Annotated in this window: 25 protein-coding genes and 1 pseudogene; 23 read left to right on the top strand and 3 right to left on the bottom strand. The window is 42.3% G+C overall.

Translation table 11 applies throughout. From position 1 onward, the window contains the following. Positions 1-213: 213 nt before the first annotated feature. Positions 214-1137 (bottom strand): AraC family transcriptional regulator, encoded by a 924-nt coding sequence (locus J2T19_RS15000; RefSeq protein WP_307217025.1) that lies wholly within the window; start codon positions 1135-1137, stop codon positions 214-216. A 220-nt stretch (positions 1138-1357) separates the two neighbouring features. Here J2T19_RS15000 and J2T19_RS14995 point away from each other — a divergent pair, with 220 nt between their 5' ends. The 16 genes from J2T19_RS14995 to J2T19_RS14920 all read left to right on the top strand — a co-directional run bounded on the left by J2T19_RS14995 (position 1358) and on the right by J2T19_RS14920 (position 14683). Further along, the gene (locus tag J2T19_RS14995; protein WP_307217023.1) at positions 1358-1987 is read left to right on the top strand and encodes a pentapeptide repeat-containing protein; all 630 of its coding nucleotides are present in this window, start codon (positions 1358-1360) and stop codon (positions 1985-1987) included. A gap of 46 nt (positions 1988-2033) precedes the next feature. Then, a complete protein-coding gene (locus J2T19_RS14990; protein WP_307217021.1) occupies positions 2034-2609 on the top strand; it encodes a TetR/AcrR family transcriptional regulator in 576 nt (191 codons plus the stop codon). A gap of 62 nt (positions 2610-2671) precedes the next feature. Beyond that, positions 2672-3712, top strand: a complete 1041-nt coding sequence (locus J2T19_RS14985) for an NADH:flavin oxidoreductase (RefSeq protein ID WP_307217019.1) — start codon at positions 2672-2674, stop codon at positions 3710-3712. A 320-nt stretch (positions 3713-4032) separates the two neighbouring features. After that, positions 4033-4959, top strand: coding sequence for a cation diffusion facilitator family transporter (locus J2T19_RS14980; RefSeq protein WP_307217017.1), 927 nt, complete (start codon positions 4033-4035; stop codon positions 4957-4959). 265 nt (positions 4960-5224) lie between these two features. Then, positions 5225-7240: a glycosyl hydrolase 115 family protein gene (locus J2T19_RS14975; protein ID WP_307217015.1), complete on the top strand. Its 2016-nt coding sequence runs from the start codon at positions 5225-5227 to the stop codon at positions 7238-7240. A gap of 318 nt (positions 7241-7558) precedes the next feature. Beyond that, positions 7559-7915 (top strand): DUF4234 domain-containing protein, encoded by a 357-nt coding sequence (locus J2T19_RS14970; RefSeq protein ID WP_145047580.1) that lies wholly within the window; start codon positions 7559-7561, stop codon positions 7913-7915. Continuing rightward, entirely contained in the window at positions 7890-8294 is a 405-nt protein-coding gene (locus J2T19_RS14965; RefSeq protein ID WP_307217013.1) for a DUF2752 domain-containing protein, read from the top strand. The genes J2T19_RS14970 and J2T19_RS14965 overlap by 26 nt, the downstream gene beginning before the upstream one ends. Positions 8295-8577: 283 nt before the next feature. After that, the gene (locus J2T19_RS14960) at positions 8578-9015 is read left to right on the top strand and encodes a hypothetical protein (RefSeq protein ID WP_307217011.1); all 438 of its coding nucleotides are present in this window, start codon (positions 8578-8580) and stop codon (positions 9013-9015) included. Between the two features lie 220 nt (positions 9016-9235). Further along, on the top strand, positions 9236-9655 hold the full coding sequence (locus J2T19_RS14955) for an organic hydroperoxide resistance protein (protein ID WP_056691897.1): 420 nt from the start codon (positions 9236-9238) through the stop codon (positions 9653-9655). Between the two features lie 297 nt (positions 9656-9952). Then, complete coding sequence (locus tag J2T19_RS14950; protein ID WP_307217009.1) at positions 9953-10933, top strand: aldo/keto reductase; 981 nt, start codon at positions 9953-9955, stop codon at positions 10931-10933. 175 nt (positions 10934-11108) lie between these two features. Then, positions 11109-11696 carry a sugar O-acetyltransferase gene (locus tag J2T19_RS14945; RefSeq protein ID WP_307217007.1) on the top strand — a complete coding sequence of 196 codons (588 nt, stop codon included), beginning with the start codon at positions 11109-11111 and terminating at the stop codon, positions 11694-11696. 33 nt (positions 11697-11729) lie between these two features. Beyond that, positions 11730-12629: an alpha/beta hydrolase gene (locus tag J2T19_RS14940; RefSeq protein ID WP_307217005.1), complete on the top strand. Its 900-nt coding sequence runs from the start codon at positions 11730-11732 to the stop codon at positions 12627-12629. Positions 12630-12875: 246 nt separating this feature from the next. Further along, complete coding sequence (locus J2T19_RS14935; protein WP_307217003.1) at positions 12876-13112, top strand: Asp23/Gls24 family envelope stress response protein; 237 nt, start codon at positions 12876-12878, stop codon at positions 13110-13112. An 84-nt stretch (positions 13113-13196) separates the two neighbouring features. Then, the gene (locus J2T19_RS14930) at positions 13197-13805 is read left to right on the top strand and encodes a GNAT family N-acetyltransferase (RefSeq protein ID WP_307217001.1); all 609 of its coding nucleotides are present in this window, start codon (positions 13197-13199) and stop codon (positions 13803-13805) included. Positions 13806-13885: 80 nt separating this feature from the next. Next, positions 13886-14452 carry a TetR/AcrR family transcriptional regulator gene (locus J2T19_RS14925; RefSeq protein ID WP_307216998.1) on the top strand — a complete coding sequence of 189 codons (567 nt, stop codon included), beginning with the start codon at positions 13886-13888 and terminating at the stop codon, positions 14450-14452. Positions 14453-14521: 69 nt separating this feature from the next. Beyond that, positions 14522-14683: a hypothetical protein gene (locus J2T19_RS14920; RefSeq protein ID WP_307216996.1), complete on the top strand. Its 162-nt coding sequence runs from the start codon at positions 14522-14524 to the stop codon at positions 14681-14683. 24 nt (positions 14684-14707) lie between these two features. Here J2T19_RS14920 and J2T19_RS28165 read toward each other — a convergent pair. Beyond that, positions 14708-14875, bottom strand: a pseudogene (locus J2T19_RS28165) (hypothetical protein); the annotation flags it as partial. Between the two features lie 173 nt (positions 14876-15048). Between J2T19_RS28165 and J2T19_RS14915 the strand changes: the two are divergent. The 7 genes from J2T19_RS14915 (at position 15049) to J2T19_RS14885 (ending at position 20934) form a co-directional block, all read left to right on the top strand. Continuing rightward, a complete protein-coding gene (locus J2T19_RS14915; protein WP_307216994.1) occupies positions 15049-15213 on the top strand; it encodes a MarR family transcriptional regulator in 165 nt (54 codons plus the stop codon). 197 nt (positions 15214-15410) lie between these two features. After that, positions 15411-15749 carry an SIR2 family NAD-dependent protein deacylase gene (locus tag J2T19_RS14910; RefSeq protein ID WP_307216992.1) on the top strand — a complete coding sequence of 113 codons (339 nt, stop codon included), beginning with the start codon at positions 15411-15413 and terminating at the stop codon, positions 15747-15749. A 121-nt stretch (positions 15750-15870) separates the two neighbouring features. Beyond that, a complete protein-coding gene (locus tag J2T19_RS14905) occupies positions 15871-16698 on the top strand; it encodes an SPL family radical SAM protein (RefSeq protein ID WP_307216990.1) in 828 nt (275 codons plus the stop codon). 205 nt (positions 16699-16903) lie between these two features. Then, on the top strand, positions 16904-18307 hold the full coding sequence (locus tag J2T19_RS14900) for a spore germination protein (RefSeq protein WP_307216988.1): 1404 nt from the start codon (positions 16904-16906) through the stop codon (positions 18305-18307). Positions 18308-18345: 38 nt separating this feature from the next. Next, positions 18346-19488, top strand: a complete 1143-nt coding sequence (locus J2T19_RS14895) for a GerAB/ArcD/ProY family transporter (protein WP_307216986.1) — start codon at positions 18346-18348, stop codon at positions 19486-19488. Then, entirely contained in the window at positions 19476-20651 is a 1176-nt protein-coding gene (locus tag J2T19_RS14890) for a Ger(x)C family spore germination protein (protein WP_307216984.1), read from the top strand. Before J2T19_RS14895 ends, J2T19_RS14890 begins: the two co-directional genes overlap by 13 nt. Before the next feature lie 64 nt (positions 20652-20715). After that, entirely contained in the window at positions 20716-20934 is a 219-nt protein-coding gene (locus J2T19_RS14885; RefSeq protein WP_307216982.1) for a hypothetical protein, read from the top strand. A 96-nt stretch (positions 20935-21030) separates the two neighbouring features. Here the strand turns inward: J2T19_RS14885 and J2T19_RS14880 are convergent, their stop codons facing one another. Then, positions 21031-21378: an MmcQ/YjbR family DNA-binding protein gene (locus J2T19_RS14880; RefSeq protein ID WP_307216980.1), complete on the bottom strand. Its 348-nt coding sequence runs from the start codon at positions 21376-21378 to the stop codon at positions 21031-21033. Between the last annotated feature and the right edge of the window lie 60 nt (positions 21379-21438).

Here is a 21438-nt window from a genome sequence, read left to right as displayed (position 1 = left end):
AAATAATCATGTGATCAAATGACCACACCGCGCATAATGCGCGGTTTTTTCTTGTCTAAAGTTTTAACAATAGGACACGAACTAAGAACTTTTTAGCTATAAATCCAATATAGAACCAGCTAAAGATTAGATCTAGTTATAGAACCAGTTATAGACGAGCTATAGATCTAACAATAGTCCGAATATAGACCTAATATAGTCTAAGTTTGATCCCTACACATTGTTCCCAATTAGATCGTATTTTTCTCTTAGCTTTTTGATGTCTGTTCTCGGTGGTGAACCAAACATCCGTGAGTATTCGCGACTAAACTGTGAAGCACTCTCGTAACCAACTCTGTAGGCCACATCAGCAGCATCCGCCGATTCAGCTAATAGGATTCGGCGTGCTTCCTGTAATCGCATTTGTTTCTGGAACTGAATTGGACTCATCGCTGTAATTTCTTTGAAGTGGCGATGGAAAGAAGAAACGCTCATGCGGGCTTTCTCTGCAAGGTCTTCGATTCGAAAAGATTGCTCCCAATGGCGGATCATATATTCAATAGACTCTCTGATTCGATAAGTACTACTGTCTTTAACGGCAATCTGCGCCAATTCGTTTCCATACGAACCCCGCAGAAGCCGATACAATATCTCTTTCGTATATAACGGAGCGAGAAACGGGATTTCTTCCGGCGTATCCAGCAGACGAACGAGACGAATAACGGCATCATGAATGGACGATTCCATCTGACCTACAAACAAGGCTCGTCTCGCGTTTTCTGTTGCTTTTACTTTCAGATCACATTCGTTCAGGACTTCAAGAATCTGATTCGGTGTAAATTCAAGTTTGAGACTGAGGTAAGGCATTTCAGGTGATGCTTTGATCACTTGACCCACGACGGGTAGATTCATGGAAGCTAAGAGATAATTAGAAGGACTGTATTCAAATCTTTCCTGTGCGAGCAAAATTTCCTTCTTTCCCTGGGCGATGATGCAGAACGACGGATTGTATATGCGGTATTGAGGCTCCGTCAGTTTGGAGTAGCGAAAGAAGAACAGCGAAGGAATGATCGTTTTAATGGAGCCCTTCAGAAGGGTGTGACGTTTAATCATCTCGGTCAGTTCTATGTGTTGCTGCTCAAGATTTCTTTCGGGCATTGGAATCCTCCTTGCACTTTTGTCAGGCTTTATTATATGTGATAATGGACTACCATAACAGTAGTGTTGATAGGATTAGGCAATGATTTAAGAGGAACAAGATACCTTTACTAACCTTTGTTCGGCATACTAATGTCTAGGTCATTATTTTGTCGAAGAAGGAAAGTTGGGTGAAAGTATTGAAAAGAGTAGTATGAGTTCACTAGTCAGGGAGGTAATGATGACAATCGAAGTTCCCCATATTCAAGAGCATTTGCTTGACGACGAAACAATTCACTTTCTGACATCCAAATCGGAATATGACCACAAACGGTTTGAACATATGACACTTGCTAATCAGGAGGCGACCAAAGTTTCCTTTGAGAAGGTATGGTTCAAAAACGTCATTTTATCGGAATCCAGTTTAGAGCATTGTGAATTTACAGATGTGATTTTTGAAAATTGTGATTTCTCTAATGTTAATCTCGCGAATGCCTTCATCCACCGTGCACATTGGAAAAACTGTAAACTCATCGGAACCGATTTCTCGGATAGTCGATTGAAAAATGTTAGCTTCTCCAATAGTCTAATAGATTATGCGAATTTCCGATTTTCCAACATGAAACACGTTGCATGGGAAGAGTGCTCGCTCATCAGTACAGACCTTAGTTATCTGGTCTCAGAGCAGCTTCAGTTTAGACATTGTAAAATGGATCAAGCCTTAATGCATGGTACCAAGTTGAACGGTGTTAACCTAAGTACCTGTGATTTTGATGTAATCGGTGTGGACATCGAAAATCTGAAAGGGTGTGTAATCTCGCCTTATCAGGCTTCAACCTTTGTTGGTTTATTAGGTATGATTATTCAGTGATTATTATGTTGTTGACTGCGTAGTCAAGAACTGATACATTAGACACATGAGTAGACCAAGAGAATTTGATGCTGATGTGGTATTGCAGCAGTCTATGGAAGTTTTTTGGCGTCAAGGCTACAGAGCAACCTCTTATGAGGATCTCACACGCACAACAGGCGTCAAGAAACAAAGCTTGTACTGTGTGTTTAGTGACAAGCGTTCGTTGTTCCTGAAGGCGCTCGCGCTATACCGTGAACAGGCTATTGCCAAGTTGAAAGAGATCGAGTCTATGCACTCGTCTCCTCTTGACCAGCTAGATGCGATTCGTCATTCTTTAGTAGAGAGTGAAGCGAGCTGCCAAGGCTGCCTGATGATGAATGCTTCACTCGAATTCGGAGTAGAGGATGAACAGGTTGCACAACAGATTGAGCTTATGTTCGAAGAGAGTCGAATGGTTCTAGAGAAGATCATCCTAAAGGGTCAAGAGCAGCACTTAATATCCAATCGTTTCACCAGTAGTGAGATTGCTGCTTACCTTAACAACACCATAGCTGGCGTAAGGGTTATGGGGAAATCGGGTTCATCCCGTGAAGAGATCGAGACGGTTCTGCGGACGTCATTTGGCATGATCGTTTCTTGATCTTTTTTTTGCTTCATTCTTGACTGTGTAGTCAAAATAAAAACGAATATATGGAGGTAATCATGAATCATTCTCAAACCGCAGAAGCGCTGTTCCAACCTATTGAGATCGGAACGTTGAAGTTGTCCAATCGAATTGTAATGGCACCGATGACTCGCCAATTTTCCCCAGATGGAATTCCAGGTGAGAACGTTGCAGGATATTACCGCCGTAGAGCAGAGAATGCAGTAGGGTTGATCGTGACCGAAGGAACGATTATTAATCATCCGGATGCATCCAATCAGGCGAATGTACCTCATTTTTATGGGGAAGATGCATTGAAAGGTTGGGCTCAGGTTGTATCTGAAGTACATGATGCGGGTGGTCGAATTATTCCTCAGATCTGGCATATGGGAGCCAAAGGTCATGTGAATGACTATACTGAAGCAGACATTGCTTCAATTGTTCATGAATTCGCACAGGCTGCTACTGAAGCCAAACGTCTTGGATTTGATGGCATCGAGCTTCATGGAGCACATGGCTACCTGATTGACCAATTCTTATATGAGAAAACTAATTCACGCACAGACCGTTACGGTGGAGATATGATGGCACGCACACGCTTTGCGGTTGAAGTTATTGAAGCTTGTCGTGAAGCTGTAGGACCAGAATTCCCGATCGTGCTTCGTTTATCTCAGTGGAAGACAGATGATTATCAAGCGAAGCTTGCTGAGACACCTGCATTGCTGGAACAGCTTCTAGCACCGCTAGTTCAAGCTGGTGTTGATATTTTCCACTGCTCTACACGTCGTTTCTGGGAGCCGGAATTCGAAGGTTCTGAGCTGAATTTTGCTGGATGGACGAAAAAGCTCACTGGTAAACCAACCATTACCGTGGGATCGATTGGTCTTGATGGAGATTTCACAAGTTTGTTCACAGAAGGTAAAGGAGCTGGCAACGTTGGTATCGACGGTTTGGTTCAACGCCTTCAGAACAATGAGTTCGACTTGGTAGCTATTGGTCGTGCGCTTCTGGTCGATCCTGCATGGGCTAAGAAAATCCAAGAAGGTCGTTTAGATGATCTAATTCCTTTCACAAGAGAATCTATGACTGAGCTGTCTTAATTAGGTTTTTGTAAAGAGAATGTTCTATTTTATTAATTTATCTCACCATCTTATGTATGAAAGATAGTCTTATCAAGCAGTGGCAAACCACAGACGTGGTCACCACTGCTTTTTTATATTTACTAAAGAAGTTGAATATCCCGTATCAACGATCCTTCAAAAGTTGACCTCGTCCAATTTATTTTGACCTCTATCACAATTTTTCGGCAGTCAGATTAAGTTTCGCTCGATTCAAAACGTTTCTCTAGACCCACACAATATACGAGTGATAAGATCATACAGCGAACAAGAAGATGCGGAAACAGGAGGATTCAAAAAAGATGGATCAGGTGAAGTATGACAATTTAAAATTGGGAGAAAAGGGCGCAATCATCAGTATTATTGCTTACATATGTCTGACTGCAATCAAGATGGTTATTGGATATACATCTAACTCTGAGGCTCTAAAAGCCGATGGTTTAAATAATGCCACAGATATTGTTGCCTCTATAGCCGTACTGGTCGGATTGAGACTGGCTCAGCGGCCGGCAGATCATGATCATACGTATGGTCACTGGAAAGCTGAGACCGTAGCGTCGCTAGTGGCCTCATTTATCATGATGGTCGTAGGTCTTCAGGTGTTGTACGAAGCAGCATCCTCCATATTCGAAGGCAAAAGCGAATCTCCTGATCTCATTGCCGCTTGGACAGGCATCATATGTGCTGCGGTGATGTATTTTGTCTACAGGTACAATAAGAGACTAGCCTTGAAAATCAAGAGTCAGGCTGTCATGGCGGCAGCGAAGGATAATATCTCGGATGCTTGGGTCAGTGTTGGAACGGTGATCGGTATTGTTGGTTCTCAATTTGGCTTGCCATGGCTTGATCCATTGACGGCTGTGCTTGTAGGTCTGCTTATCTGCAAAACAGCATGGGGAATCTTCCGTGAAGCCACACATCATCTGACAGATGGATTCGACGAAGCATTGATTATTGCTTATCGAGATACGATTTCGAATGTAGATGGTGTAGACGAAGTTAGAGATTTACGCGCACGTAACTATGGAAACAACGCGGTGGTGGATGTGGTTATCGTTGTTCGTGCGGACATGGATATTCAGACAGCGCATGATATCTCAACGAATGTAGAGGATGAAATGTTTAGGGAATACGATGTGTACACTGTTCATGTTCATGTTGAGCCGGGACTAGAAGACACTTGCAAAGAGAGTACGGAATATCATTATTCAAAAGAAGCAAATGGATAGTAAGGTTAAGGCTTCACCTAAGCTTTTATGAAACGGATTATCATCCTTAACAGGTAGTTATCGAGTCGCCTTATGGCGACTTTTTTTTATTAATAGTGAGCATGTTCTAAGAACTTCTAATTGAAATTTAAGATATGTCCTAGTTGATGGTTTGATGGGGAAACGATAGTATGAGATGTGAAGCAGATGTATGAATCAGATTTATGAACCAGAGAAATGAAAGCGTTATTACGAAATGTTATTCATTCTATACTGGAGGGTACTTATGTTTATTTTATCGTCGGATACCAAGATTCATTCAGAGTTAAATACGAAACCGATTCAGCTTGCAATTCAGAGGTTCTATCGTGATCTTGAACTTACATTAAGTACAACGCGGGATATAGACATTACGACGGGTGACATCTATTTGAAGCAGAACAGCAACGTACAAGAGGAAGCTTATATAATTGATATTGATCACGAGACGCTCACCATTCAAGCCTCTGATAGCTTAGGCTGCATTTATGCACTGAATGAATTGAGCTATACATTCCTCGGAATTCAGCCGTTCTGGTTCTGGAATGATCAAGTGTTGCAACAGGTGCCTTACATAGAGATCGAGACGTCCACCATTGAATCGACCCCAGCTGCTTATCGTTACCGTGGGTGGTTTGTTAACGATGAAGTGTTGATTAATCATTGGACGCTGAATGGAAGCACAGAGGAACCGTGGGTCATGGTCATGGAAGCCTTATTACGCCTGGGTGGTAACATGGTTATTCCGGGTACGGATCATAATTCGAAGAAATACAGTGAACTGGCCACAGATATGGGACTATGGATTACACATCATCACGCAGAACCCCTTGGTGCAGATATGTTTCTGAGAGCTTACCCGGAACTGAATCCTTCATTTGATGAACACCCGGATCTGTTCCGAGCGCTGTGGGAGCAAGGGGTACAGAAGCAGGCTGATAAGAAGGTGATATGGAACATTGGTTTCCGGGGGCAGGGAGATCGACCATTTTGGCTAGATGATGAACGTTACGAGACGGATGAGAGCAGAGGACGATTGATTGCTTCGATCATGGAAGAACAGCGCACTATAGTGAGGAAATCGGTGGATAATCCTGTGTTTTGTACGAATTTATATGGCGAAATGGTTGATTTATATCAGAAGGGCTACCTAACCATCCCTGAGGATACCATCAAAATATGGGGAGACAATGGATACGGTAAAATGGTTGCCAGAAGACAACATGGAGTTGACTCACGCACGGAGGCACTTCCCGCAGAAGATAAGAAGCATGATTCTCATGGTGTGTATTATCATGCCTCATTCTATGATCTACAGGCAGCAAGTCATATGACGATGTTACCGAATTCATTAACAATGGTTAGGGATGAGCTTGTTCATGCACGAGAACGAGGTGTCAATGACTTCCTGATCGTGAATTGTTCCAACATTAAGCCACATGTATATGTCTTGCAAGCGATCGCTGAGATATGGTCTAACGGAGACTTAGATCATTCCACCTATCCAGAGCGTTATGTAAGTGCCTATTATGAGGGAGAGCATCATGGAATCGCAGAACTATATCGCAAGTATGCTAATTGTGCCCCAAGGTATGGGAAACATGCGGATGAGGGTTGTGGAGATCAGTTTTACAATTACAGCACACGCCAGTTCGTTTCACAATGGTTAAAGGCGGATACCTTATCTCCCGTGCAAGGCATGAATTGGGCGTGTGATGAGGGCAACTTTGCGAAGCAAATTCAGTGGTATGCGGGAAAATGTAGAGAAGCGCTTGAGAGCTATCGGCGTATGTTGCGTAAGACTGCCGATGTCAGAAACGGAATTACTGCAAAAGTTCTGCTAGATGACAGCATCGGTTTGCAGTACCAGATGTATGCTGACTTTGCTGAGGGTGGGCTTGCGTGCTGCGAAGCTTACACTCACTATGAGCAACAAGATTACATGAATGCATTTTATCAACTAGGTAGAGCCAAGGAAGCTTATGAATCTGCACATCAGAGCATGATCGACCGAGAACATGGCAAGTGGCAAGGATTCTATCAGAATGACTGCCTAACGGATGTGAAGCAAACGGCCTATTGGTTAGGCATACTTATGGGTGTAGTGAGAAACATTGGTGACGGTCCACATTTTTTCATGTGGCAGCGAGAAGTGTTATATGCGCCTGAGGACAAAAAGGTCATATTGATCACGAATTTTGAGAATCACCTGACCAATGAGGAATTATATGAGGCAATGAAGAAGAAACAATCTAATATATAGGTGAATACCTGCTAAAGCAAGCAAAGACTCTTGGATGTGTTCTGAAGAAAGTGGAATCAGATCTCTTCCGGAAGTCTTTGTTTGCTTTTTTTGTTTTTTTCGACAAATAGTGTACAGCTAGATCCAATATGAATATACTGGAATATATCCATAATGATTCCTATGGGTTGTAGAGTTAAAGTATGAATGAAGCTAGAGAGGTATTACCCTATGAGGAGGTGAAATTGTGTACGTCTTTACCTGTGTCAATCATAGTCCACCATGTGAAGAATAAATTAAGTATATGTTTCATTACACAACATGGGGAGGATTAATAGAGTGATTACGAATAGAAGTATAGCTTTATCCATTGTATTTACGATTATCACGTGCGGGTTGTATGGGATTTATTGGTTCTATACGATAACAGAAGATGTGAGCAAACTTAGTGGAGATCGAGATTTCGTTGGATTGAAACATCTGTTATTAACACTCGTGACTTGTGGAATCTGGAGTTACATATGGGCTTATCAATTAGGTAAACATTTAGAAGTTGTTCATTACCAACGGAAACAATACAGTCAGGATCACTCGGTTCTGTACCTGGTTCTGATGCTTTTTGGTATGGGCATTATTACTTATGCTTTGGCTCAATCTGAGATTAACAAATATGCGCATGCGCCTCATCACTACTAATCCTTCTGTTCGTAAAAAGGTGATTGGGACGATATTGATCGGTGGAGCCGGATATCTGTATTTAAAAGTATGGCTGCCTCTAACAGGAATTGGCATTCCATGTGTATTCCATGAAGTTACGGGGCTTTACTGCCCAGGGTGTGGTATTACTCGTTCACTCGGGGCTATATTAAGACTCGATATTCACGAAGCCTTTCGATACAATATGCTCATTTTTATATTAGCTCCGCTATATCTGTTGTATATGGTGGCTGTGAAGAAGGATTGGGTCAACCTGAAAAATGGGCTGTTGTATAGCATGTTAGGTCTAACCATCTCATTTGGAATCCTTCGTAATATCCCGATATTCAGTTGGATGGAGCCGACCAGTTTCACATAGATAAAGCGAATAAGCAATCGTTTATGTGTATCATCACTTATCTAAATAACATTTACAGAACAAGGTAGCCACTGTTGGTTGCCTTGTTTTTATATATCGAGTACCCTCCAGAACAGGCCTTAAGACTTGAACTATTTTATATACTTAGTATTAATGTTATTAATTAACATTTGTACTTTTGTCCTATATACGATTCCATGTTTTGGTAATAGTATTGTATAAGTAATTTGAGCACCAATACATACTACCTTAGAGGAGGAATTACTTTTTGTTATTCAATAGAATGTTAGCTGTTGGTGTAGCGTTAGCTGTAATACTATCTGCCAATTCAGTTACTGCTGATCCATTAGAAGATCGTGTAGAAGAGACGTATACCAATCCATCAATCACTGTAGAGAGCCTTGACGATCCGGAGATTAATTCAATGGAGTTACAAATTATTAAACCAGATACGTATAGTAGTTTCAATGCATACGAGAGATCATTTACATTGAATCCTGAGAACGGAGAAGATGCTGATCTATGGATTCATAACACTAGCTCGGATACTATTTATGCAAAGGTTACTGTGGGTAGTCTTTCACCACTTGTCGTTCCTTTCGAGAAAGGGAAACAAAATATAATAAGAATCGGTGTTATAGGCACAACAAGCGTCAAAGTTTATACCTACAGTTCAACAGGACATAAAATTGATATGTCGATCAGTGCTCGACAATTTTAATAGTATGGTGTTTGGAGGATATCTCTTATGAGGTGTCTTCTTTTTATTTGTGTCAAGAGAAGCCTACACCATAGGCGATTTGAGTTGAGCTAAAAGTACGAATCGAAAAATAAAGAAAATAAAAGCTTTACAACAACGATTAAATTGTGTACAATTCAATTGTAAGCAAATAAATAACGAATAATTAAAAACTAAAACATTTGCAGAGGAGCTTATTACAATGAAAACTTTATATGAAACTTCAGTGATTAATACCGGTGGACGTCAAGGTGTCGTTCAATCTCCAGATACTGTGTTTATGCTTGATGTGGCTGCACCACCTGAGCTTGGCGGTAAAGTGACTACAGCTACGAATCCTGAGCAATTGTTTGCTGCTGGGTATAGTGCATGCTTCAATTCAGCATTGGAATATCAACTGAAGAAACACAATGTAAGCATTGAAAAAAGCACAGTAACTGCAACTGTAATGCTTCAGACCGATCCTTCAGATAACGGGGTTAAGCTGGAAGTTGAGCTTGAAGTGAGAATTGACGGATTGGATGAGGAGCAAGCACAAAAATTCGTAAAACTTGCCCATGACTACTGTCCATATTCCAAAGCCATCAAAGGCAATGTGAATGTAACTGTAAACTTGGACTAAACCTTAGGAAGTCTGGTGATTGAGAGCAATACCATTGTCAAAATATGATACAAGAGTTATACCCGAACCAGGGTACTAACCTTTAACTATAGCGCGAGAACACATAACACCTTCAGGAGAATGAATCCTTGTCATAAGATAAGGGAATCATCTTGAAGGTGTTTTGTTATTGTAATTAATTCTTTTAAGAGGATTAGGCAATCATTTGATATAAATGAGATAACGTCCAACTTCACTTTTGGTACATAATAAAAGACATGAACGGGTAATACATCCATTTGAAGGAGTGAATGATCAATGGAATACGTGAAACTTGGGAATACGGGAATGGATGTTTCGAGACTGTGCCTTGGTTGTATGGGATTTGGGGATGCGAACAAATGGATACATTCCTGGGTGCTTGATGAAGCCAATAGCCGTCCAATCATTCAGAAGGCAGTCGAGATGGGGATTAACTTTTTTGACACAGCCAATATATATTCCATTGGGGCGAGCGAAGAGATTCTTGGACGAGCACTCCAAGATTTTGCTAATCGAGATGAGATCGTTATTGCTACGAAAGTCCATGGACGTATGCATGAAGGACCTAACGGTGGTGGGCTATCTCGTAAGGCCATTATTAGTGAATTAGATAAAAGTCTTAAACGATTAGGCACGGATTACATCGACCTGTACCAAATTCATCGCTGGGACTACAATACTCCCATTGAAGAAACGATGGAGGCATTGCATGATGTGGTGAAAGCTGGAAAAGTCAGATATATTGGTGCTTCCGCAATGTACGCGTGGCAGTTCTTGAAAGCATTGCATGTGGCCGAAGTACACGGATGGACTCGTTTTGTTTCCATGCAAAACCATCTCAACCTTCTATATCGCGAAGAAGAAAGAGAGATGCTTCCTTTATGTAGGGAGGAGAAGATTGGTGTTATTCCTTACAGCCCACTTGCATCTGGGAGACTGACTAGAGATCCTGAGACAACAACTGAACGATCCGAGTCAGATCACATTCAGAAATCCAAATATGACGCAACCATTGAAACGGATCGTGTTATTGTGGGACGTGTTGCAGAACTTGCAAACAGATATGAAGTCCCTCGGGCACAGATTGCGCTCGCATGGTTACTACAGAAACAACCAGTTGCGGCTCCGATTATCGGTGCGACTAAAACTTCGCATCTAGATAATGCCGTTGGGGCATTGTCAGTGAAACTGACCTCTGAAGAAATTTCATTCTTGGAAGAACCATATGTACCACATGCCGTCGTAGGTGCTATATAAATTTTCAACATGAGAATCAATATATTATATCGCATGAAAAGGTCGCCAACATGGCGGCCTTTTCTATTTCAGGGATGGAAGACTTGATTTATTACATATTCAGCCTATAATTAAAATACATTTAAAAAGTATTATAAATATTAAAATTTACGCAAGTGAAGGAGCTATTATAACTATGGAATCCATCTCTAAGACAGAAAAACAGAAAATGCTCGCTGGCGAGCTATACAATGCTGCAGATCCTCAGCTGAGCCAAGAAAGAGAGCAGATCCGGAGAATGACGCGGTTGTACAATCAAACGACAGAGTCTGATGGAGAAATTCGTGTTATGATGTTAAAAGAAATGCTGGGGTCAACGGGGGACCATCTATACATGGAGCCAAATATTCATTTTGATTATGGCTATAACATCCATGTTGGCAACCACTTCTATACCAATTTTAACTGCACCATTCTCGATGTCTGTGAAGTGCGAATCGGAGATCATTGCTTAATGGGACCAGATGTACATATCTATACGGCAACACACCCACTGGATCCTATTCAACGTGCAGCCGGACCGGAGTATGGTAAACCCGTTACCCTCGGCAACAATGTCTGGATTGGGGGTAGAGCTATTATCAACCCTGGCGTAAACATTGGTCATAATGTCGTTATCGCTTCAGGTGCGGTTGTGACGAAGGATGTCCCCGATAACGTAGTCGTTGGCGGCAATCCGGCTCGGATTATTAAGGAAATCGAAGTGCAGACTGATTCAAAGTGATTAACCCCATGAATAATGAATGGAGTGAAGACTATGAATGAAGAACAGCAAGAAATGATAACTCAAATACGTGAGAATTCGATTGATACTGATTCAGGGCTGAAACCAAGCTCCAGTTTCTCTGTACAACGTCAAGAAGTATTCATTCCTACCTCTGTTGGTGAAACTCGTGTCTTGATTTATACTCCTCAGCCCGATCCAGGCGCACCCTTACCTGTATTTATTAATATGCATGGGGGTGGTTTTATTGCAGGGAATGCTGAAGGAGATGATCCTTGGTGCCCACTCATTGCACATGAAGCTCGTTGTGTAGTCATCAACATTGATTACCGTTTGGCTCCTGAGCATAAGTTTCCTACAGCAGTTCATGAATGTTATGACGTAGCTGTGTGGGTGCATGAGCACCCAGAAGACTTCGGGATTCATTCAGCGAAACTGGCCATCGGAGGACATAGTGCAGGAGGGAACCTAGCAGCAGCTGTGTGTTTGTTGAACAAGCAGCGTGGGAATCAACTGCCATTTGTATTGCAGATACTGGATTATCCGCCACTTGATTTGCACACGGATCCTGCACTGAAGCCAAGCTTCCCCGAAGCGATTCCTGCGGAAGTGGCTAGAATGTTTAACGCAATGTATTTGGATAATGCAGTCGATGCTCAGAATCCTTTGGCTTCACCTGTGTTCGCAGAGTCTCTTGAGGGCTTGCCGGAGGCTCTAATTATTACTGCGAGCAAGGATTCACTCGCTGCCGAAGCAAGAAACTATGCAGATAGACTTAAGCAACAAGGTGTGAAGGTACATTTCAAACAGTATGAAGACGTGCCACATGGATTCACACATCATGGAGATATAGCTATCGCAGAAGATGCTTGGTATCTGATGTGTGATAAGCTGAAAGATGCATTTTCAAATGTCGATCCAAATATGCCATAATATATTGATTCAAAAAAACAGACGTGAGCTAATTCACGTCTGTTTTTTCTGTTTTGGTTATGTTGTTGTAATGATTGACTAAGTTGGTTGACTTCATATACATAAATGAAATATCATTTTATCAAATGATAGTAATAACTATCATTTATATAAAGGGAAGTTCAAGCATCATCTCTAAAATGCATGTAGTACGAAAAGTTTTATAAAGGGGATGGAGACGATGTTGATTCAAAACGTACCGGGATTGTGGAGTCACTTGCACAAAAATTGACTGGCAACCGTATATATAACGGCATCGAACTAAGAGAACAGGACACAGGATTAGATATTCAATTAAGTGTGATTGTGCGGTATGGGATCCGAATGCAGGAAGTGTGCAGAGATCTGCAGGAGAATGTGAGAGCAGCCGTAGAGAATTTCACAGGATTACCGATTAGTACAATCCATATCCAAATTGAAGGTATAGATCTTGGTACTAAATAGATGGTGAATAGCACATAGCATAGCGGCGCGAGCATTCGCAACCGAATGATATCCTTATCATTAATGATCATAGGAGTGATTCATATGACCAACATTTCCATCGTACAAGCCAACCCGCACTCACTTGCAGGAGCTAAGCTTAATTTAATGGCTGTGGGGGAGATTGCCCATACCATAGCGGGGTCGAGCAGGCAGAGCGTCGTTGATGCTACCTTCCGTAAGTTATGGAAGTCTAGAAATAATCGATTTAGTCATCAATATGCTTATGAAGCGAAAATGGGTGATTCAACACTCGGCATGATTACCTGTTTACCAATAACGGTTCTGGATAAGCTGGTCAGTTCTACGGTAAAACAACTGTTTTCTCATCGAAAACTAGCTCTAATTGGTTATAGCTTGTTACACCCAAGAGCGTTATTATCTACAATTACCTTGAAGGAAGGATTTGCAGGAGAGTTCCATATTGCCACACTTGCTGCTATGCCGGAGAGCAGAGGGATGGGGATCGGATCACAGCTTATTCATCATGCGGAAACACAAGCAATCAAGCAGGGATTCAGCCTATGTTCGCTCACTGTGAAAAAAGAAAATCATCTAGCGGCCAAACTTTATGCCAGACTCGGTTATGAGGTCACATCCGAAGTGAATAAACCCGCGATATCCTTATACAGAATGGTGAAAAAGCTGAAATAAAGCATAGCTCTAGATTATGGTATACTGGGCAATGAGATGCGGACACATTAAATATCCATATTCCCCTGAGGTGTACGAACATGAAAAAAGAAATGTCATCCATGAAACAAACACGGCTGAACGCCATACTTGATGAAGCAACCAAGCTGCTTATCGAGAAGCCTAACGCCTCGATGAATGATATTGCTAATGCAGCCGGCATCGGAATTGCAACATTGCACCGGTATGTGGAGAGCAGAGAACAGCTCATGATTCATCTGGGGTTCCGTGCCATTGAAGTTGTTAGTGAGAAGATTCGGGAATTCCCGCTGACTGAAGAGAACTGTGAGGAGTATTTCCCGAACTTAATTGAAGCCCTTATTCCACTTGGAGATAAGATTTATTTCCTGGGACATGATTCTTCTGTAAACTATAATCCGGACATTGAAAGTGCGGATCAGAAGCTAAGAGAGCCTGTCTTGGAAGCGGTTAGTATGCTGCAACAAAGCGGATATTTCCGTCAGGATGTGAATCGTAATTGGATTATTGATGTTTTGTATTCGATTCTTTTTCTTACCTGGCAGCAAGTTGCTGATGGACATATCGCTAGAAAATCGGCTGCAGCGCTCGTGGTGGATACGTTCTACAACGGCTTTAAAGCTCGATGAAACAAGCTCTCATTCGTTACACTACAGTAACGCTATACGTCAAAGATCCCAACCCAATAACCTCTGAAGATGAGCAATCATCAATCCGAGGTTATTTTTGATATCATGAATGGAATAATCGACGAAGAGTTGAGTGTTGATCTGGTTTACCATATGGTGAGTGCCCGTAACTTCATCCGACTTATTGTGCGACATCTCATTGAATACCTGAATCACATCATTCGGACATAATACAACATTTATGAGGCTATTCGTATCACTTTTTATATGAATGCGGAAATAATCTTCCGTGTTAGGTGCAACAGGTGTGCTAGGTTCTTCTACTCTCTTATCCTTGAACTCGTGAAGTAGGGTATTGATCTGGTTTTGATTTGTCACAGTGACTTTGGATGATTGATCTAGGACGTAATGCGTTACTTCGATGGAGGTGATCGACGTATTGCCGATTTGGTTCAGAAATAACTGTCTAGGGTTGTGACAATAGTCCTGTTATCATTCATCAATTTCCATATAATTCCTCCGAATACAAGGGCGAGCAGGATGACATATGCAAGGTTACTTTTCTTCATTTCATAGATTCTCCTTGAACGTTAATTATGATGTTACTATGGATTAATCAAAGCGATAGCCTTACGATGCAAGAGTTGTCCAAGTTAATTGATCGAGACAAGTCAATCGTAACAGTTTTGGTCGATAAACTGGTGAAGATAGGATACATTCACAAAGAGAAAGATCTGAAAGATACGCGGATCTATCGTTAATCTCTTACAGCGAAAGGGCATGATCTACGGGAAGAGTTTGAGGAGATATCCCATCGTCTTATTGAGAAGATATATGAGAAGTTCTCATTAGATGAAAAGAAGACCGTGATGAGCTTACTTCAGAAGATTGAATTTTAATGGGTTGAACTATTTTTAATATATTTGTTTTATATAAAACTATAAATGGTGTGTGCTAGTTGGCTTACTGGGCGCGATATATCCAACTGAATCGTTACGACACAGGCACAACACAACTCTATCTGGATTTGTATGAGCTAGTGAAGAATAATAAGCATTTTGTGATTTCGACTAATGTTGAGAGTCAATTCGAGAAGGTAGGGGTTGCTTCCAGCTCCATATTTGAGATTCAGGGTAATTATGGGTATTTGCAATGCGAAAAGGGATGCCATGATACACTGTATGATAATGAAGAACTGGTAAAGAAGATGGTAGAGCAGACGGTTAATTGTAAGATACCAACAAACCTTGTGCCTAAATCTCCTGTCTGTGGGGAATCTATGGATGTGAACCTGTGAATTAACGAATATTTTGTTCAAGATGAGTAATGGCATATGTCTGAGAGCATGTATCGTAGCTTTCTACAAGACTGAACAGTACATGTGGGTATTCCAAGCCCAATAAGGGGGTAACAGATACGTGAAAACTACGGAAATCTTAGCTAAACAGATATTGACGGAAGCAAAAGGCTACTTAAACGTGGGATTCACGCATTCACTTAATCCATATAGTGGTTGTGCCTTCTCATGTCAATATTGTTATGTTCGAGAGATGCCCATTCAGAGGTTTAAGGACATTCCTTGGGGTGAATGGGTCGATGTGAAAATAAATGCAGCTGAGAACTATGCAAAAGAATGGAAGAAGCTTCGTGCGAAAAACAAACCAATTCATTTGTTTATGTCTTCAGCAACAGATCCTTACCAGCCGATTGAACGCCAAGCCCAGATTACACGTGGTGTGTTGGAAGCGATGATGGAATGTCCCCCGGATCACCTTCAGATTCAGACACGCAGTCCATTGGTTACACGTGATATTGATCTGATTAAGGAACTAACGAAGCGAAGCCATGTTATCGTTTCGATGACCGTGGAGACTGACCGAGAGGATGTAAAACAAATATTTGCACCCTATGCACCCGGGATTCGACTACGAATGAAGGCTTTGCAGGAGATGCATCAAGCAGGGATACCTACGCAGGCTTCCATCTCGCCGGTATTACCGTTCACGCCAGATTTCCCTAAGAAGCTACTAGGTATCGTTGATCATATCTGGATTGATACGTTGAACATTGGCGATGGTGCAAGTGGTAGACGTTCCAAATCGCTCGGTATGCCTGAACTTTTTAAAGAACACGATCTGGAGAAATGGTATCGTCCGAACATCCACCGGAATGTGGAGAAGTATTTCAAGACTGTTTTCCCAGAAGAAATGGTTCGTGTTTCAAAGGAAGAAGCCTTCTTAGGTTAGTTGTGTTTTATAGATTGAACTGCCGCCATAGGGCGGCTTTTTTCTGTTATGCGATTTGGAAGAACGTATAGCAATTACTCAACATCTCACTCGAACAAAGAGAGCGCAGTGAGGAGAAATAGAAGCGTATAAATGTGTTTTCAGAAGGACATGCTGTCGTTAACTATGAATATTTGAATCACGTCACGCATCTGGAGGACACACCATGAGCACGTCAGAGAAAACATTACTGACCGGAAAATTAATAGAAGATGAAGCTACTCTGCGCACCACATTTGCCGGATGTTCCGATGTTATATTTCATTCGTTCCATACGGCCTGTCAGACTACTGCGCTATGTGTGTACTGTGTCGGGCTCTGTGATACGGATCGGCTTGAACGTCATGTGTTAGAGCCGCTTATGGGCATGAAAAGAAATACAGAGCCTACGCAGGTTCCGATGGCTTCATCTAAGACCATTCTTGCTCTAAGCCAAGCAGTTCAGGCGGTGATGGAAGGACAAGCGCTTATCCTGATCGATGGCGAAGTACCGGGCACACTTTATCCCTTGTACCAAGTTCCCAGCCGAACGCCGGAGGAGCCAGCAGCTGAGTCTACAGTTCGAGGTTCACGGGATGGTTTTACCGAATCATTAAGTACGAATCTATCTTTACTTCGAATGAGAATCAAAACACCAGCGCTTAAGCTACAGATGCGAACCATGGGGGAGTATACAGGCACGCAGGTTACACTTGCTTATCTGGAAGGCATCATAGATCCTAAATTGTTACAAGAAATAGAAGCTCGTTTGGCACAGTTGAAAGTACAAGACGTGTTAGAAAGCCAATACATAGAGGAGGGAATTATCGATCAGCGCTTCTCGCCCTTTCCACAGATGATTGCAACGGAGCGCCCGGATGTGGTCACTGCTAATCTGTTAGAAGGAAAGTTTGCACTGCTGATCGATGGCACTCCATTTAGTTTAATAGCCCCGGTCACTTTGTTTTCCATGCTGCAGTCCCCTGAGGATTATTATCAAAATATGTTCATGAGTGTATTTGTTCGCTGGCTACGCTACATCTTCTATGCATTGTCTCTGCTGCTTCCTTCGGCTTATGTAGCAATAACCACATTTCATCAGGAAATGGTTCCAACCGTTCTGCTGCTTAGTATTGCAAAAGCACGGGAAGAGATTCCTTTTCCAGCACTTGTTGAAGCGCTCATTATGGAAATTTCCTTTGAAGCATTACGAGAGGCTGGCATTCGGCTACCTAAACAGGTGGGTGCGGCTGTGAGCATTGTAGGCGCATTAATTATCGGCCAAGCTGCAACAACTGCGGGAATTGTCTCGGCTCCAATGATCATTATCGTGGCGATTACAGGAATTGCGTCGTTTATGATCCCAAGATATGCTGCCAGCATTGCGGCACGTCTATTACGCTTTCCAATTATGCTGATGGCTGGCACACTTGGCTTAATCGGTGTAATGCTCGGGGTGATCCTGATTGTGATTCACTTAAGCAGTTTACGCTCCTTTGGTGCACCGTATCTATCCCCTGCAACACCAACGTCAGCCCAGAAGCTCAAGGATGTATGGTGGCGACCAACGCAAGAGAACAAATCCCGTTAGACTGGAATGGATTACACAACAGGGGGAGGCGACGTGCTATGTTGACCGAGAAGGGGAAAATATCTGTCACTCAATTAGCGTTCATGATCTTTCCCGCCATTCTGGCCACATCCATCTTATCCGTCCCTGGTATAACGATGCATTATGCAGGACATGACATGTGGATCTCGCCCATCTGGGGATCACTCGTTGGCCTTGCGACCATAGGGATATCGCTTGGACTTGAACGGCTATATCCAGGCAAAACGATTATGCAGTCTTCTACGCTCATTATAGGATGGTTCCCAGGCAAATTATTGGGGCTGTTGTATCTTGGTTTCCTGCCACATTTAACAGGCTTAATTATTCGTGGATATGGTGAGTTTATTGCAAGTAACGCTCTGCCTAAGACACCCTTGTTCGTGATTATGGGTACGATGGTTGTGGTCTGTATGATCAATGTTAGATTGGGTATCGAAGTGGTGGGGCGTACCTCTCAGGTGTTTGTCACGTTGGTGGTTGTGCTTCTATGCCTGATCTTTGTCTTGCTTACGAAGGAACTCAAGCCGGCAGAAATGCTGCCTTTTATGGAAAGAGGAATAGTGCCAAGTCTAAAAGGGGCTGTTGCGCCTGCGGCTTGGTTCAGTGAATATATTGTATTGGCGTTTATGTTACCTTACGTGAATCGTAAAAAGGGTTTAACCAGAACGATGCTGTTCTCGCTTCTATTTACAACGGTTGCTATGACGGTAACCAATCTCATCTGTTTATTTCTGATCGGAGACTTAACCGATAGTTTTGCTTATCCTGTTATGATTGCTGCACGATATATTACGATTGCTGACTTTCTCCAGCATATTGAGTCCATTATTATTGCGATATGGATCTTTGGGATTTTCGTCAAAATTTCTGTATTTCTCTATATTTTTGCGACATCCACCGCAGAGTGGTTTGGGTTGAATGACTATAGACCTGTTGTAGTACCACTCGCATTTTTATGTATGGTTTTTGCCTATTGGATTGTATCCGATACAGCAAGTGCTGCCAATCTTATCAGCTCTTCAGCAAATGTATATACTTTGGTGCTGTTGCTCGCTTTTCCGGCGATCTTGTATGGTATAGCCTTGCTCAAAACGATGTGGAAACGCAATCGCGGAGATGGAGCTAAGGCTAGTTCGGAGGGAACAGAATGCGGAAAGTGATATCTATATTCGCTATATTTCTTAGCAGCATCGTGCTGTCCGGATGCTGGGATCGGCTTGAAGTTAACGATTTGGCGATTGTGCTCGCGACAGGCATCGACTATGAGGATGAGCGATATCAATTGACTTCTCAGATTTTTATTCCACGAAAGGCGGGCGGGGGATCATCGGGAGGCAGTGAGGCAAGCCCCAGCGGCGTGACGATGACTCGAACAGCTGAAGGGAGTACTGTAGCCGAAGCTCTGAATCGCTTGCAAAGAAAAGTACCTCGTAATATGTTCTGGGGACATTGCGAGGTCATTGTTATTAGTGAACATGCTGGCAAACAGGGCTTACGCCAATACATCGATTTTCTACTTCGATATCCTCAATTCCGCGAACATGCCTACGTCTTTTCCACTAGCGATTCTGCTAAGGATATCCTAGCTTTGCTTGATCCCCTCGAAAGAAGCTCAGCAGAATCCTTGCGTGAAATGGCCAATATGAAACTGGGTACACGGGTGACGGTACTTGAACTCGCCCAGTCCGTTGAAGGACCAAGCCGTTCCGCTACACTGTCACGAATGTTAATGTTACCACCAGATCCGGGGAAAGATCGATACGATTCTACTCCATATATTAAAGGTTTAAGCCTATATAAAAATGATCACTATGTTAAAACAGTAACAGAACCGATGAGTGTGGGCATTCTGTTGCTTGCGAACGAGCTGGAAAATATTATCATGCCGGTTCAGGTGAAAAATATGGAGGGCTCCTTCTCCATAAGACCAATTGAAATGCATACCGTCTTAACCCCTAAGATCATTAACAATGAATGGCGTATGCAGGTAGATGTGAAGTCTAAAGGAGAAGTTGTACTTAACACGACCGATGGTAATTTAACCGATCCGTCCATATTGAATGAATTGGATCAAGCATGGTCAGAGCATTTGAAAGAGCTAGCGGAGAAAGCTTTAGTCATGGCACAGAAACAGCTAAAGACGGATTTTTTCCAGTTTGCTACTGAATTCCGCAGACATTACCCCAAGCAATGGAACGCGCAGCAAAAGAACTGGGACGAACTTTTTTCTACCATGGATGTTCAGGTGAAAGTGGAGGCGCTTGTGACACGTACAGGGAAGTCCATAGGTCCTCAAGGCATACCAGAGCAGGGCACAGAGTAACCTCGGATGATTATTCTCGGGTGATCTTTTATTTTCATAAGAAGTGTAGGGAGGGATGGAACAAATGAAATTCGTATCTGTCGTAGGAATCTGTTTACTGACAGCAGCTATGGTGTATGGGGAGTGGCGCAGTAGAGCACAAAAAAAAGCAAGAATCGTCGCAGGAGGCATTACACTACTGTCAGCGATGCTTGCTCTAACTTTGTTGTTTCTACCTAATCTGCCTGGCCCGACGCAGTGGATCAAACTTTTGTTCGGGAAGGTAGACAAGTTCATGAAATGAACTTCGCAGTTCACCGTAAGTAATTCATATAGAATATATAAGTTGTAGGGCGATGAGTGGAATTCAATAAGACTCAGAAGAAAGCAAAAGAAAGTACTAGATTCTCATCAAGATCGCTTCTCGGGTACTTTTGGTAAGTTTACCGAAGACCAGATCATAAGAATGATCAATCATAGGAAATACATCGGACTCATCCATAGATTCATTGATCAGAACGGTGTTCCAGTGTTTTTTGTTCATATGATATCCAGGCTGCACATTCTCATGCTGTTCTCTCAAATTTTCCGCAATAACCGGATCACATTTGAGGTTTATCGTATGTCTGCTTTCAAAAATGAGTGCAAACATTTTCCCAGCAACCTTGATCACAAGGATGTCTGGCCCAAAAGGAAAGTCCTTCACCGCTCCCTTCTTCGTAAGGCAGTATTCAATGATATTGTTCATGCAAAAGTAGATCTCCTTTATAGGCATCATATATTAGGTTCAAGCTAAAACTCATTAACC

Source organism: Paenibacillus tundrae, assembly GCF_030812775.1.
In the GTDB taxonomy this organism is placed as follows: Bacteria; Bacillota; Bacilli; order Paenibacillales; family Paenibacillaceae; genus Paenibacillus; species Paenibacillus tundrae_A.
Note: the sequence above shows the minus strand (reverse complement) of the source record. Positions and strands in the feature narration are given on the sequence as shown.

Coding starts and splice junctions, on each gene's coding strand:
- J2T19_RS15000 (WP_307217025.1), bottom strand. CDS start 1,137: ATGCCCGAAAGAAATCTTGAGCAGCAACACATAGAACTGACCGAGATG.
- J2T19_RS14995 (WP_307217023.1), top strand. CDS start 1,358: ATGACAATCGAAGTTCCCCATATTCAAGAGCATTTGCTTGACGACGAA.
- J2T19_RS14990 (WP_307217021.1), top strand. CDS start 2,034: ATGAGTAGACCAAGAGAATTTGATGCTGATGTGGTATTGCAGCAGTCT.
- J2T19_RS14985 (WP_307217019.1), top strand. CDS start 2,672: ATGAATCATTCTCAAACCGCAGAAGCGCTGTTCCAACCTATTGAGATC.
- J2T19_RS14980 (WP_307217017.1), top strand. CDS start 4,033: ATGGATCAGGTGAAGTATGACAATTTAAAATTGGGAGAAAAGGGCGCA.
- J2T19_RS14975 (WP_307217015.1), top strand. CDS start 5,225: ATGTTTATTTTATCGTCGGATACCAAGATTCATTCAGAGTTAAATACG.
- J2T19_RS14965 (WP_307217013.1), top strand. CDS start 7,890: ATGCGCATGCGCCTCATCACTACTAATCCTTCTGTTCGTAAAAAGGTG.
- J2T19_RS14960 (WP_307217011.1), top strand. CDS start 8,578: ATGTTAGCTGTTGGTGTAGCGTTAGCTGTAATACTATCTGCCAATTCA.
- J2T19_RS14955 (WP_056691897.1), top strand. CDS start 9,236: ATGAAAACTTTATATGAAACTTCAGTGATTAATACCGGTGGACGTCAA.
- J2T19_RS14950 (WP_307217009.1), top strand. CDS start 9,953: ATGGAATACGTGAAACTTGGGAATACGGGAATGGATGTTTCGAGACTG.
- J2T19_RS14945 (WP_307217007.1), top strand. CDS start 11,109: ATGGAATCCATCTCTAAGACAGAAAAACAGAAAATGCTCGCTGGCGAG.
- J2T19_RS14940 (WP_307217005.1), top strand. CDS start 11,730: ATGAATGAAGAACAGCAAGAAATGATAACTCAAATACGTGAGAATTCG.
- J2T19_RS14930 (WP_307217001.1), top strand. CDS start 13,197: ATGACCAACATTTCCATCGTACAAGCCAACCCGCACTCACTTGCAGGA.
- J2T19_RS14925 (WP_307216998.1), top strand. CDS start 13,886: ATGAAAAAAGAAATGTCATCCATGAAACAAACACGGCTGAACGCCATA.
- J2T19_RS14920 (WP_307216996.1), top strand. CDS start 14,522: ATGAGCAATCATCAATCCGAGGTTATTTTTGATATCATGAATGGAATA.
- J2T19_RS14915 (WP_307216994.1), top strand. CDS start 15,049: ATGATGTTACTATGGATTAATCAAAGCGATAGCCTTACGATGCAAGAG.
- J2T19_RS14900 (WP_307216988.1), top strand. CDS start 16,904: ATGAGCACGTCAGAGAAAACATTACTGACCGGAAAATTAATAGAAGAT.
- J2T19_RS14895 (WP_307216986.1), top strand. CDS start 18,346: ATGTTGACCGAGAAGGGGAAAATATCTGTCACTCAATTAGCGTTCATG.
- J2T19_RS14890 (WP_307216984.1), top strand. CDS start 19,476: ATGCGGAAAGTGATATCTATATTCGCTATATTTCTTAGCAGCATCGTG.
- J2T19_RS14885 (WP_307216982.1), top strand. CDS start 20,716: ATGAAATTCGTATCTGTCGTAGGAATCTGTTTACTGACAGCAGCTATG.
- J2T19_RS14880 (WP_307216980.1), bottom strand. CDS start 21,378: ATGAACAATATCATTGAATACTGCCTTACGAAGAAGGGAGCGGTGAAG.